This window comes from Marinovum algicola (assembly GCF_900109145.1).
GTDB lineage: Bacteria > Pseudomonadota > Alphaproteobacteria > Rhodobacterales > Rhodobacteraceae > Marinovum > Marinovum algicola.
Genome location: NZ_FNYY01000006.1, coordinates 20967 through 33846, shown reverse-complemented (window position 1 = coordinate 33846; position 12880 = coordinate 20967). Strand labels below are relative to the sequence as shown.

General features: G+C 64.9%; 15 protein-coding genes. 11 read left to right on the top strand and 4 right to left on the bottom strand.

Annotated features, from left to right (window positions below; translation table 11 throughout):
* Positions 1 to 45 precede the first annotated feature (45 nt).
* The gene (locus BMW90_RS10195; RefSeq protein ID WP_048533513.1) at positions 46 to 984 is read left to right on the top strand and encodes an ABC transporter ATP-binding protein; all 939 of its coding nucleotides are present in this window, start codon (positions 46 to 48) and stop codon (positions 982 to 984) included.
* Between the two features lie 6 nt (positions 985 to 990).
* Here the strand turns inward: BMW90_RS10195 and dalA are convergent, their stop codons facing one another.
* The gene (gene dalA, locus BMW90_RS10190; RefSeq protein ID WP_083416013.1) at positions 991 to 1620 is read right to left on the bottom strand and encodes a divisome-associated lipoprotein DalA; all 630 of its coding nucleotides are present in this window, start codon (positions 1618 to 1620) and stop codon (positions 991 to 993) included.
* Between the two features lie 166 nt (positions 1621 to 1786).
* Between dalA and BMW90_RS10185 the strand changes: the two genes are divergently transcribed.
* Entirely contained in the window at positions 1787 to 2380 is a 594-nt protein-coding gene (locus tag BMW90_RS10185; protein ID WP_074836481.1) for a L,D-transpeptidase, read from the top strand.
* Between the two features lie 152 nt (positions 2381 to 2532).
* Positions 2533 to 2727: a hypothetical protein gene (locus BMW90_RS10180; protein ID WP_048533511.1), complete on the top strand. Its 195-nt coding sequence runs from the start codon at positions 2533 to 2535 to the stop codon at positions 2725 to 2727.
* Between the two features lie 89 nt (positions 2728 to 2816).
* Here the strand turns inward: BMW90_RS10180 and hemH are convergent, their stop codons facing one another.
* The gene (gene hemH, locus BMW90_RS10175) at positions 2817 to 3884 is read right to left on the bottom strand and encodes a ferrochelatase (protein WP_048533510.1); all 1068 of its coding nucleotides are present in this window, start codon (positions 3882 to 3884) and stop codon (positions 2817 to 2819) included.
* 54 nt (positions 3885 to 3938) lie between these two features.
* Positions 3939 to 4751, bottom strand: coding sequence for a methyltransferase domain-containing protein (locus BMW90_RS10170; protein ID WP_074836480.1), 813 nt, complete (start codon positions 4749 to 4751; stop codon positions 3939 to 3941).
* Positions 4752 to 4768: 17 nt separating this feature from the next.
* On the opposite strand from BMW90_RS10170, the gene BMW90_RS10165 reads away from it, so the two are divergent.
* The 4 genes from BMW90_RS10165 to BMW90_RS10150 are packed head-to-tail and all read left to right on the top strand — an operon-like array spanning position 4769 to position 7066.
* Complete coding sequence (locus BMW90_RS10165; protein ID WP_074836479.1) at positions 4769 to 5500, top strand: ComF family protein; 732 nt, start codon at positions 4769 to 4771, stop codon at positions 5498 to 5500.
* A gap of 29 nt (positions 5501 to 5529) precedes the next feature.
* Positions 5530 to 5790 (top strand): glutaredoxin 3, encoded by a 261-nt coding sequence (gene grxC, locus BMW90_RS10160; RefSeq protein ID WP_048533507.1) that lies wholly within the window; start codon positions 5530 to 5532, stop codon positions 5788 to 5790.
* Positions 5790 to 6620 (top strand): carbon-nitrogen hydrolase family protein, encoded by an 831-nt coding sequence (locus BMW90_RS10155; RefSeq protein WP_074836478.1) that lies wholly within the window; start codon positions 5790 to 5792, stop codon positions 6618 to 6620. Before grxC ends, BMW90_RS10155 begins: the two co-directional genes overlap by 1 nt.
* On the top strand, positions 6620 to 7066 hold the full coding sequence (locus tag BMW90_RS10150; protein ID WP_048533505.1) for a MarR family winged helix-turn-helix transcriptional regulator: 447 nt from the start codon (positions 6620 to 6622) through the stop codon (positions 7064 to 7066). The genes BMW90_RS10155 and BMW90_RS10150 overlap by 1 nt, the downstream gene beginning before the upstream one ends.
* An 87-nt stretch (positions 7067 to 7153) precedes the next feature.
* On the opposite strand, the gene ubiG is transcribed toward BMW90_RS10150, so the two are convergent.
* Entirely contained in the window at positions 7154 to 7900 is a 747-nt protein-coding gene (gene ubiG, locus BMW90_RS10145; protein WP_074836477.1) for a bifunctional 2-polyprenyl-6-hydroxyphenol methylase/3-demethylubiquinol 3-O-methyltransferase UbiG, read from the bottom strand.
* Between the two features lie 49 nt (positions 7901 to 7949).
* On the opposite strand from ubiG, the gene pip reads away from it, so the two are divergent.
* From pip to BMW90_RS10125, 4 genes are all read left to right on the top strand, one after another.
* On the top strand, positions 7950 to 8921 hold the full coding sequence (gene pip, locus BMW90_RS10140) for a prolyl aminopeptidase (protein ID WP_048533503.1): 972 nt from the start codon (positions 7950 to 7952) through the stop codon (positions 8919 to 8921).
* A gap of 77 nt (positions 8922 to 8998) precedes the next feature.
* A complete protein-coding gene (locus tag BMW90_RS10135) occupies positions 8999 to 9988 on the top strand; it encodes an ABC transporter permease (protein ID WP_139211315.1) in 990 nt (329 codons plus the stop codon).
* On the top strand, positions 9985 to 11187 hold the full coding sequence (locus tag BMW90_RS10130; RefSeq protein ID WP_170850533.1) for an ABC transporter permease: 1203 nt from the start codon (positions 9985 to 9987) through the stop codon (positions 11185 to 11187). Before BMW90_RS10135 ends, BMW90_RS10130 begins: the two co-directional genes overlap by 4 nt.
* A complete protein-coding gene (locus BMW90_RS10125; RefSeq protein ID WP_074836475.1) occupies positions 11184 to 12827 on the top strand; it encodes an ABC transporter ATP-binding protein in 1644 nt (547 codons plus the stop codon). The genes BMW90_RS10130 and BMW90_RS10125 overlap by 4 nt, the downstream gene beginning before the upstream one ends.
* The last annotated feature ends 53 nt before the right edge of the window (positions 12828 to 12880 follow it).

Here is a 12880-nt window from a genome sequence, read left to right as displayed (position 1 = left end):
TCAGGCACGGTATCCCAAGGGCGTCACGATCAAACGGAACTCTGCATGACCCAGTCAGCCATCGAGATTCGCGGCTTGAAAAAGACCTATGCCGCGCAAAAGAATGCCCCTGCCAAGGAGGCGCTGAAAGGGATCGATCTCGATATCCCCGAGGGCTCGGTCTTTGGCCTGCTCGGCCCCAATGGCGCGGGCAAGTCGACGCTGATCAACATCCTCGCCGGGCTGGTGATCAAGACCGCGGGCTCGGTCAAGATCTGGGGCTTCGACCAGGATGTGAACCCGCGCCAGTCGCGCGCCGCCATCGGCGTGATGCCGCAGGAGCTGAACCTCGATCCGTTCTTTGCCCCGCGCGCCGCGCTCGAGGTGCAGGCCGGGCTCTACGGCGTGCCGAAATCGGAACGGCGCAGCGACGAGATCCTTGCCATGGTCGGGCTCGAGGACAAGGCCAATGCCTATGCCCGAACCCTGTCGGGCGGGATGCGGCGGCGGCTGCTGTTGGGCAAGGCGCTGGTGCATCATCCACGCATACTCGTGCTCGATGAACCGACCGCTGGGGTCGACATCGAGCTGCGGCAGATGCTTTGGGACAACGTGCGCAAGCTCAACCGCGAGCGAGGCATGACGATCATACTGACGACGCATTACCTCGAAGAGGCCGAGGAAATGTGCGACGAGATCGCCATCGTCAACCACGGCGAGGTGGCGGCACGGGATTCCACCGCCAACCTGCTGGGGCGGCTGGATGCCAAGGCGATGGTCATTCACCCCGAAGGCGCGGTCGAGACCCTGCCCGAGGCGCCGGGGCTGGATGTCAGCCGCAAGGGCGATGCGATCTTCGTGCAGTACCGCAGCCAGGACACCAGCGCCGAGGACGTTTTGGGCGCGGTGCGGGCCGCGGGTATCCGCATTCGCGACGTCAAGACCCAGGAGGCCGATCTCGAAGACGTCTTCCTGTCGCTCACCCGGTCGCGGGCGGCGGTTTGACGGCGTTCAGGAGCCGTCTTCGGACAGGTTGATCGCGGCGGCGGCGATATCCTCGATCGGTTGCAGGCCGGCCGGGCCGGTGGCGATCGCGGCATCTGGCCGATAGCCCGGCGCGCCGGGGGCACCCAGAACCATGGTCCACCAGATCTTGCCGTTGGATTCCTGGAAGTAGGCAAAGCCCATGTCGCGGGCATCGGGCGCGAGGATCACGTCGCGCGTGCCCGGCTCTTCCATCCAGGCGGCCAGGGTTTCCAGCTCGGTCTCATAGGTTTCCGAGATCGCCTCGCCCAGCATCCGGCCGCGATAGCCGACCCGCGCCACCCGGTCGATCGGCGAAGAGCCGTCAGAGCCGAAGTGCCAGGGCCGGTTCTGCACCGACATGTCGCGCGCATGGGTGGCGGCGGCGGCGTTGAGCTGGGCGTTGAGCTGCACGTTTGCCAGCCCGCGCGCTTCGCGCAGAGCGTTGACCGCGTCGAGCATGCGGAACTGCACCCGGCCTTCGTCGCCGGCGCCGAGGCGATAGACCTTGGGCAGCGGCTTGCCGTCGGGGCCAAGCTGCGGCGGGCCCGAGGGCGTCGTGGTGCAGGCCGCAACCAGAAAGACCAGAGGCAGAAGCAGGACTGCGAAACGTTTCATGACTGGATCCACCCGAAATTCGTTTTGTCCGACTTATCCGGAAAGCAGTGGCCTTTCAAACCCACCTCGGCGGCGATCCGCGCGCTGACGGCGGTTTGATTTGCGACTGAGGCTTTCGCGCACTAAAATTGTCGTGATCATGACGGCGTTTGCGAGGAACGGGATTATGACCAAGACTTCAGCGACTCAGTTGAATCGCCGCGCCTTCGTGGCCGGTTCCGCCGCACTGATCGGCGCGCCCGCACTGGCGCAGACCCAGGGCAGCATCGAGATCGAGCAGGATATCTCCCCGGCGGTGCGGCGCAATATCTCGAGCTTTCGATCGCTCGACTGGCGGCCCTATTTCAATTCGCTCTCCAACGGCGCGATCCTCGTCGACATCACCAGCCGGGCGCTGCACTACTGGTCGCAGAACGGCGAGACCTACCGGCTTTATCCCACCTCGGTGCCGCTGACCGAAGATCTGACGCGACGCGGCCGCACCTCGGTGATCCGCAAGGTCGAGGGGCCGGAATGGCGCCCCACGCCGTCGATGAAAAAGCGCAATCCCGAGTGGCCGGATTACGTCGGTCCGGGGCCTGACAATCCGCTTGGAACCCATGCGCTCTATCTGAGTTGGACCTACTACCGTATCCACGGCACACATGACACGCGCAAGATCGGCCGTCGCTCGTCGAACGGCTGTATTGGCCTTTATAATCAGCACATTGCGGAACTTTTCAGCCGGGCCAAAGTGGGCACACAAGTGTTGCTAATTTGACGACAAATCGGCGCTCTGCGAGAGCCCACAACAAAGATGAGTTTGCAATCCCCCAGATAAGCTGCTTAGAAAAAAACCACGAGGTAAGTCTTGGGTGCTTGCCGCAACCAGTATGGTTAAAGAGCGGTAAGTGAATATCTGGAGGATATGATATGAAGAAACTCGCACTCGCAGCGGCCCTGTCCGCAGCAGCTTCGACCGCATTCGCCGGTTCGTATGCAAAAGACGACGTCATCATCGAAGCACCGGTGATCGTTGAAGAAACCACGCAAGCATCCACGTCGGCCGGTATCCTGGTTCCGCTGATCCTGCTTGCCCTGGTTGTTGCTGTCGCTTCGGCTGACTAAGCACGACCTGATCGAAAAAAGAGAAAGCGGCGTCCTCGGGCGCCGCTTTTTCTATTCTGCATCGGGCCGGTTCGGCGCCGGCCGCCCGGTCAGTCGAGCCAGCCGCCGAGGTTCTCGCGGATCACCGTGCTCAGCGCCGCGATATGCGCCGGATCGTCGTTCAGGCAGGGCACATAGGTAAAGCGCGCGCCGCCGGCTTCTTCAAAGCTCTCGCGGATCTCTTCGTTGATCTCTTCCAGCGTCTCGATGCAATCGGCGGAAAATGCCGGCGCGATCACCGCGATGTTCTTTTTGCCGTCCTCGCGGGCCAGCCGCGCCACCTCGTCCACCGTGTAAGGCCGGAGCCAGTCCTCGGGGCCGAACTGCGACTGAAAGGTGGTGGTGATCTCGGTATCCGCCCAGCCCAACCGTTCCTTCAGCAGGCGCGTCGTCTTCTGGCATTGGCAGTGGTAGGGGTCGCCTTCCATCAGATAGCGCTTGGGCACCCCGTGGTAGGAACACACCAGGATATCCGGCCGCGTCTCGAGATCGGCGTAGCGCCGCTCGACCGATTGCGCCAGGGCGTCGATATAGGCGGGATGTTCGAAATAAGGATCGACGATGCGCGCCGTGGGTTGCCATTTCTCCTGCATCAGCGCCCGAAAGAACTGATCGTTGGCGGTGGCCGAAGTGGCCCCGGCATATTGCGGATAAAGCGGGAAAAACACGATCTTGGTGCAGCCGGCGGCGACCATCTCGCGCACCTTGGACCGGGTCGAGGGGTTGCCGTAGCGCATGCAGAATTCGACCATCACCCGGTCGCCGTACTGGTCGGTCAGGGTCTCGCGGATCGCGGCGGTCTGGGCCTTGGTGATCGTCATCAGCGGGCTTTCGTCGGCCTCGGTGTTCCAGATCGTGCGATAAGCCGCGCCCGAGGTGAAAGGCCGCTTGCTCAGGATGATGAGCTGCAACAGCGGCTGCCATTTCCACGCCGGATAGTCGATCACCCGCTTGTCTGACAGGAATTCGCCCAGATAGCGGCGCATCGACCAGTAATCGGTGCCGTCCGGCGTGCCGAGGTTGGCCAGAAGGATGCCCACTTTCTGCGCCGGGATCGCGGGGTGGTCTTTCGGGGCATGGGCCGGGCAGGTGGCTCCGGGCTGGCTGGTGTCGCGCATCAGGGTCTCCGCTGGCATAGGATCGGGAGACAGATAACGACTGTCCCCCCGCCGTCAATCATTCAGCTTGGTTTCGCGCGTTGCCAATGCGTCAGCCAGCCGCGCCTTGGCCGATCCCGGCCGCAACGGCTGCGGCTGGCTCTCGTCGGGCGCCCAGCCGGTGAGCACGATGATTTCGAAGGTGGCGGGGATACGGCCGCCGGCATCGGCATGGGCCTCGGCATAGATCTCGGCGGCGCGGAGCAGCACCGCGCGGCGGGTCGGATGGCGCAGCCGCGCGTCCAGCGCATTGGCCTCGCCCATCGCCCGCAGATCGCGCATCAGGTGCAGCGCCGAGGCATAGGTCACGGTGAGCGCAAAGGCATCGGCCACCGGCAGGGCAAAGCCCGCGCGCTGCAACAGCCCGCCCATGTCGCGGATCTCGGCCATCGGCGCGATGCGCGGCGACAACCCTCCGGTGACCTCGGCCTCGGCGGTGGCAAGGCAGGCGCGCAGCTCTTGCAGGGTGCGGCCGCCGAACAGCGAGGCAAGAAAGAAGCCATCGGGCCGCAGTGCGCGGCGACATTGGATCAACTGGCCGACCGGGTCTTCGGCCCAGTGCAGCGCATGGCTGTGCAGGATCAGGTCATGCGCCTGCTGATCAAGCGCCAGGGTGTCGCTGTCGGCCACCAATCGCGCCCCGGGCAGCGTGCCCCGCCAGATCTGCGGCTGGCCGGTGACGATCGCCGGCGCCGTAAAGGTTCTGTTAACCAATGTCAGCCGATCCTGAAGGTCGTCGCGCGCGGTCTGAAACAGGAACAGCGCCTCCTGACGGGCGCGCTGGCGGTTGCGGGCGAGGGCCGCGGTATCGGTGAGGCGTGGCTGCATGTGGGGTAGATAGAGCCATGGGAGAGATTGTTCAAACCGCTCTGCGGATGATCTATCCGCCGCAATGTCTGATCTGCCGCGAGATGGTCGAAAGCGATTTCGGTCTCTGCGGGGCCTGCTGGCGCGACACGCCGTTTCTGGGCGGGCTGGTCTGTGACGGCTGCGGCACGCCCCTGCCGGGCAGCAACCCCGACGAGATCGCCCACTGCGATGCCTGTCTGGCCTATCCGCGCGGCTGGGATCGGGCCCGCGCGGCGCTGCTCTATCATGATAATGGCCGGCGGCTGGTGTTGGGGATGAAACACAATGACCGCAATGACATCGCCCGCATCGGCGCGCTCTGGCTGGCCCGCGTGCTGCGGCCGCTGATCCTGCCGCAGATGCTGGTGGCGCCGGTGCCGCTGCACTGGCTGCGGCTGATGTCGCGCCGCTACAATCAATCCGCGCGGCTGGCCAGGGCGCTGGCGGGCGAGCTGGGTCTGTCCTACTGCCCCGATCTGCTGCAACGGGTGCGGCGCACCCGCAGTCTTGGCCGGATGACGGGGGAGGAGCGGCGCGCCGTGCTGGCGGGCGCGATCCGGCTGCACCCCGGACGGCGGCATCGGGTGGCGGCGCACCGCCCGGTGCTGCTGATCGACGATGTTCTGACCACCGGCGCGACGCTCTCGGCCTGTGGCGCGGCGCTGCGTGCGGCGGGCGCCGGGCCGATATGCGCCGGTGTACTGGCAAGAGCGGTGCGGGAGGACTAGGTAAGGGGCAACAGCAAAGGAAAGCCAGAATGCCCCGGATTGAAATCTACACCTCGCCGCTCTGCGGCTTCTGTCACGCCGCCAAACGGCTGCTGGACCAGAAGGGCGTTGCCTATGACGAGATCGACGTGCTGCAAAACCCCGACCGCAAGCCCGAGATGATCCAGCGCGCCAATGGCGGCCGCACCGTGCCGCAGATCTTCGTGGGCGAAACCCATGTCGGCGGCTGTGACGACCTGTTTGCGCTGGAACGCTCCGGCAAGCTTGACCCGCTGCTCGACGCCGCCTGATGCGCAGCGCGCTGCTGCAACTGTCGTCCACCGACGATCCGGCGGAAAACCTCGCCATCACGGCGGCGCGGATCGAAGCCGCGGTGGCCGAGGGCGCGGGGTTCGTTCTGACGCCCGAGGTGACGAATTGCGTCTCGGCCAGCCGGACCCGGCAGCAGGCGGTGCTGCAACAGGAGAAAGACGACATCACCCTCGCCGGATTGCGCGATCTGGCGGCGCGGCGGGGGATCTGGCTCTCGATCGGGTCGCTGGCGTTGAAAACCGGCGCGGCCGACGGGCGTTTCGCCAACCGCTCCTTCCTGATCGGACCGGCGGGCGACATCGTCGCGCGTTATGACAAGATCCACATGTTCGACGTGCAGGTCAGCGAGACCGAGACCTATCGCGAAAGCGCGGGCTTCCGCCCCGGCACCGCGGCGGTGGTGGTCGAGACGCCCTTTGCCACCCTCGGCCTGAGCATCTGCTACGATCTGCGGTTCCCGCAGCTTTACCGCGCGCTGGCCCATGCCGGGGCCGAGGTGCTGCTGGTGCCATCGGCCTTTTCGCCGGTCACTGGCGCCGCCCATTGGCAACCGCTGCTGCGTGCTCGGGCGATCGAGAGCGGGGCCTGGGTGCTGGCGGCGGCGCAATGCGGCACGCATGATGCGGTGCGTGGCAAACAGCGCACAACATATGGGCATTCCATGGCAGTGGCGCCCTGGGGTGAGATCCTGGCCGAGGCCGGCGAGGCGCCGGAGGTGCTTTGGGTTGACCTGAGCCGGGAAGCGGTGGACAAAGCCCGCGAGCGGGTGCCCTCGCTCACCGATGACCGTGACTTCACAGGACCCTGATGGCCGATCAGACTGCCAATGGCCTCGCGGTGGCGCTGTTCTCGGAGCTGTTTACCGCCGATCAGATGTTGCGCAACCGGCTCAGCCGGATGCTGCCCAAAGGCATGGAATTGTCGCATTTTTCGGTGCTCAACCACCTGGCGCGCTTCAAGCAGGAGCGGACGCCGGCGCAGCTTGCCCGGTCGTTTCACGTGACCCGGGGGGCGATGACCAACACGCTGAGCAAGCTCGAGGCGGCCGGGTTCATCCATATCCGGCCCGATTGGGACGACGCCCGGTCGAAGCTGGTGACGATCTCGCCGGCCGGGGTGCAGGCGCGGGATGCGGCGCTGGATGCGATCACGCCGCTGATCACCGATCTGGTGGGCGAACTGGGGCAGGAGCGGGTCCGGGCGGCGCTGCCGATCCTGCGCGACCTGCGGCTGAAGCTGGAAGACGAAGGCTGAGCGGGCGTCCTTGGGCCGGTGGCGGAGCGAGGGGCCAGCCCCTCGCGCTCCCCGCGGTATTTGAAGCAAGAGGACAGGGCGGGGGTATCAGGCCGGTTTCAGGCTGGTGGTGACATAGTTCACGCTCAGGTCGCGCGACGAGATCGACCAGCCCCAGGTGACCGGGTTGAAGACGAAGCCCTTGCGGTCGACCGGGTTCATGCCGGATTTCTTGAGCAGTTCGAACAGCTCTTCGGGGGTGATGAATTTCGACCATTCATGGGTGCCCCTGGGCAGCCAGCGCATCACCCATTCGGCGCCGAGGATGGCCATGGCAAAGCTCTTGGGGTTGCGGTTTATGGTCGAACAGATCTGCATGCCGCCGGGTTTCAGCAGGCGCTGGCAGGCGGTGAGATAGGCCGGCGGATCGGCGACATGTTCCACCACCTCCATGTTGAGCACCACGTCGAATTGTTCGCCCTGCTCCACCATCGCCTCGGCGGTGACATGCCGGTAGTCGATCTCGAGCCCCTGCTGTTCGGCGTGCAGCCGCGCCACCGGGATATTGCCGGCGGCGGCATCGGCGCCGACCACGGTGGCCCCGAGCCGCGCCATCGGTTCGCAGAGCAGCCCGCCGCCGCAGCCGATGTCGAGCAGGCGCAGCCCCTCGAAGGGGCGCGGCGCGCTCAGGTCGCGCGAGAACTCGCCGGCGATCTGGCTGGTGATATAGTCCAGCCGGCAGGGATTGAGCATGTGCAGCGGCTTGAACTTGCCGGCGGGATCCCACCATTCGGCGGCCATCGCCTCGAATTTCGAGATTTCCGACGGATCGACTGTGGTCTGGGCGGTTTGCATGGCATGCTCCCTATGGTCTTTCGGTCCCTCGGTCTCATATAGGATGATTATGGACAAGTTCTCAGGCCAAAAGCGCGCAGTGCAATATCTCTATCCGCAGATCGATCCCTTCGATCAGCGCATGCTCGACGTCGGAGATGGCCACAAGGTCTATGTCGAGCAGTCCGGCCGGCCCGACGGCCTCCCGGTGGTGGTGCTGCATGGCGGCCCGGGCGGCGGATGCAGCCCGGCGATGCGGCGCTATTTCGACCCCCGGGTCTATCGTGTCGTGCTTTTCGATCAGCGCGGCTGTGGCCGGTCGCGGCCGCATGCCAGCGTCGAACACAACACCACCTGGCATCTGGTGGCGGATATCGAACGCATCCGCGAGGTGCTTGGCATCGGCCGGTGGACGGTCTTCGGCGGCAGCTGGGGCGCCACCCTGGCGCTGATCTATGCCGAGACCCACCCGGAGGCGGTGCGGGCGCTGGTGCTGCGCGGCGTTTTCATGATGACCCAGGCCGAGCTCCGCTGGTTCTATGGCGGCGGCGCCGGGCAGTTCTGGCCCGAAACCTGGCAGCGCTTTGCCGACCTGATCCCCGAGGACGAGCAGGACGACATGATCGCCGCCTATCACAAGCGGTTGTTTTCCGGCAATCTTCCCGAGGAAACCCGTTATGCCAAGGCCTGGTCGGCCTGGGAGAATGCGCTGGCCTCGGTCTATTCCTCGGGCCATGGCGGCGAGACGCCGGGGGAGTATGCCCGCGCCTTTGCCCGGCTCGAGAATCACTATTTCATCAATGGCGGTTTCCTGGATTACGACGGCCAGATCCTCGACCAGGTGGACCGCATCGCGCAGATCCCCGGCGTCATCGTGCAAGGCCGTTATGACATGATCTGCCCGCCGCGCCGCGCCTGGGAGCTGTCGCGCCGCTGGCCCAATTCCGAGCTGCGGATGATCCGCAATGCCGGCCATGCGCTGTCGGAGCCGGGCATCTCGGCGGAACTGGTGCGGGCGATGGACCATCTGGCCGAGCGCTGATTTATCAAACCGGTTTACATTTGAGAGGGGATCGCTAGGCTTTCCCAACCACTCACCATACCGGGATGACCTGCCACGTGCCTGGCGTCTTGAAAATCGTACTTCAGCGGCTCGCTCTGGGCCTTGTCACGCTCTTTGTGGTTTCCATCGTCATTTTCGTCGCCGTCAACGCGCTTCCGGGGGATTTCGCCCAGGTGATTCTGGGTCAGGGCGCCACGCCCGAGGCGGTGGCGGCGATCCGGCGCGACCTGGCGCTGGACGAACCCCTGGTGACGCGTTACGTCGGCTGGCTGGGGGCCATCCTGACCGGCGATCTGGGCACCTCCTTCGCGCAGCTCAACTTCCAGTCCTCGCTCGGCGGTGGCGAGATGAAGACCGTGGCTTCGCAGATCGCGCCACGCTTTGCCAATACGATCTTTCTGGCCGGGGTGACGGCGGCGATCGCGGTGCCGGTGGCGGTGGCGCTGGGGGTGCTGGCGGCGCTCTATCGCGGCTCGGTGTTCGACCGGTTCACCAATATCTTCACGCTCTCTTCGGTCTCCAGCCCCGAATTCTTTCTGGCCTACATGCTGATCCTGTTCCTGGCGGTGCTCAATCCGATGCTGCCGTCGCTGTCGAACATCTATGACGGCATGGCGTTTTCCGAACGGCTCCGGGCGACCATGCTGCCGGCGCTGACGCTGACGCTGATCGTGCTGGCGCAGATGATGCGGATGACGCGGGCGGCGATCATCAACCTGCTGGCCTCGCCCTATATCGAGATGGCGCGGCTCAAGGGCATCAGCCCGATGCGGGTCATCGTGCGCCACGCGCTGCCCAATGCGCTGGCGCCGATCATCAACGTCATCGCGCTGAACCTGGCCTATCTGATCACCGGGGTGGTCGTGGTCGAGGTGGTCTTTGTCTATCCCGGCATCGGCCAGCTGTTCGTCGATGCGGTGAAAATCCGCGATATCCCGGTGGTGCAGGCCTGCTGCCTGATCTTTGCCGCCGCCTATATCCTGCTGAACCTGACGGCGGATATCCTGTCGATTTTGTCCAACCCGCGTCTGAGGCATCCGAAATGACCGCTCTGCTTTACGTTTCGGGCGCGCTGCTGGCCTGTCTGGCTCTGGGCTGGCTGGGCCGCCGGATTGCACAGACAACCACCGGCAATGCGCCACGCTATCGCGACATGCCGTTGGCGGTGGCCTTCGGGTATGCGTTTTCGGCGCTGCTTCTGGGGCTTGGCGTCTGGTTCTACTTTCAGCCCACGGCGACCGAGGCGGGCATTCCGCGCGCCAGCGTGATGTTCTTTCGCTGGGCGGTGCAGGGCTTTGTGATCTTCGCGCTGGCGGCCTTTGTCTTTCGCCTGGCGGGCCGGCATGTCGGCCCGGCGGGCAGCCGCAAGATGTTCCGCAACATGCCGCTGACCGCCGCCTTCGGCATCCTGATGATCCTGATCTATGCCGTGGTGGCGATCTTTGCCGGCCAGATCGCGCCGCATGGCCAGGCCGAGGTGTTCAACGCCGTCAACGTTCTGCCCGGCGGCAACCCGGCCACCGGCGGCAACCCGGAGTTTCCGCTGGGCACCGACCAGATCGGCCGCGATCTGCTGTCGCGACTGATCTATGGCGCGCAGAACACCGTCGGCATCGCTTTCATCACCACCTTGCTGGCCTTTTTCATCGGCGGCAGCCTCGGCTTTCTGGCGGCGACGCTGCAAGGCTGGCTCGACCAGTTGCTGAGCCGCGGCGTCGATGTGTTGATGGCGATCCCCTCGCTGATCTTTGCGCTGCTGCTGATGACCATCGCCAGCGCCTGGGCGGGATCGGAGAAATGGCTGCTGACGGTCTATATGGTGATCATCATCGCGGTGATCGATTCGACGCGGGTGTTTCGTCTGGCGCGCGCGGTGGGTCTGAACATCGTGGTCATGGATTACATCGAGGCCGCCAAGCTGCGCGGCGAGGGGCTGCGCTATCTGATCTTTGACGAGATCCTGCCCAACGCCCTCGCGCCGCTGCTGGCCGAGTTCGGCCTGCGCTTCTGCTTTGTCTTCCTGACCATCGCCTCGCTGTCGTTCCTTGGCGTCGGCATCCAGCCGCCGCTGGCGGATTGGGGCACCATGGTGCGCGATCTGGCGCAGTTCATCAATTTCGCCGCCTTTTCGCCGCTGACCGCGACGCTGCCGCTGCTGGCCGCCGGGGCGATTGCGCTGCTGACCGTGGCGGTGAATTTCGTGGTCGACTGGATGCTGCACAAGTCCTCGGGGTTGAAGGAATGAGCCGCCTGCTGACGATCAACGACCTCGTGCTCGAGGGCCGCAGCGACGAAAGCTGGAGCCGGATCGTCAATGGCGTGAGCCTGACGCTCGACAAGGGCGAGGTGCTGGGATTGATCGGCGAAAGCGGGGCCGGCAAATCCACCGTCGGGCTGGCCGCCATGGGCTTTACCCGCGACGGGGTGCGGATTGCCGGCGGCTCGGTCGAGTTCGACGGCATCGACCTGGTCAATGCCTCGGCCAATACCAAGCGCAACCTGCTGGGCAAACGCATCGCCTATGTGGCGCAATCCGCCGCCGCCAGCTTCAACCCGGCGCATCGGCTGATCGACCAGCACACCGAAGGACCGGTGGTGCATGGCGTCATGGGCCGGGGCGAGAGCGCCGAGGACGGTATCGAGCTTTACCGCCGGCTGCGCCTGCCCAACCCCGAGGAAATCGGCTTTCGCTATCCGCATCAGGTCTCGGGCGGGCAGTTGCAGCGGGCAATGACGGCGATGGCGATGTCCTGCCGGCCGGATCTCATCATCTTTGACGAGCCGACCACCGCGCTCGACGTGACCACCCAGATCGAGGTGCTGGCGGCGATCCGCAAGATCGTCGAGGATTTCGACACCGCTGCGATCTACATCACCCACGATCTGGCGGTGGTGGCGCAGATGGCCGATCGGATCAAGGTGCTGCTCAAGGGGGACGAGGTGGAAGAGGCCACGACCCGCGAGATGCTCGACCATCCGCAGGAGGATTACACCAAGAGCCTCTGGGCGGTGCGCGAGTTCCAGCATGCGGAAAAGCCGCTGGCGCCCAAGGGGGCAGTGCCGGTGATCTCGGTCAGGAATGTCACCGCCGGCTATGGCAAGATCGACGTTCTGCAAGACGTCAGCTTCGACATTCACGAGGCCCGCACCGTCGCTGTGGTGGGCGAGAGCGGATCGGGCAAATCCACGACCGCGCGCTGCATCACCGGGTTGCTGCCGCCCCGTCAGGGGCAGATCCTGCTCGATGGCGAGGCGCTGCCGCCGGACTATCGCAAACGCTCCAAGATGCAGCTTCGCCAAGTACAGATGATCTATCAGATGGCCGATACCGCGCTCAATCCGCGCAAGACCATCGCCCAGATCATCGGCCGGCCGGTGCAATTCTACCTCGGCCTGCGCGGCAAGGAGAAGCGTCGCCGGGTGAACGAGCTGCTCGAGCATATCGAGCTCGACCCGGCGCAATTCGCCGGCCGGCTGCCGGGCGAGCTGTCCGGCGGCCAGAAACAGCGCGTCGGCATTGCCCGCGCCCTTGCGGCGGAACCCAAGTTCATTATCTGTGACGAGGTGACATCGGCGCTCGATCAGCTTGTGGCCGAGGGCATCCTGCGGTTGCTGGCGCGGCTTCAGGACGAACTGCAGCTCAGCTACATGTTCATCACCCATGACCTCGCCACCGTGCGGTCGATCGCCGACGAGGTGGTGGTGATGAAGGATGGCGTGGTGGTGGAACAGGGGCCCAAGACCGAGATGTTCACCCCGCCGCATCATGCCTACACCGATCTTCTGCTGTCTTCGGTGCCCGAGATGGATCCGGACTGGCTCGACAAACTGCTGGCAGAACGTGGAGTTGATAACATCGGCGATGCCGCTGTTGATAAGATGTAGGGCGAATCGCGCACGAGGGGCGGGATTTCAAATAACAAAAACAGGGAGACGAC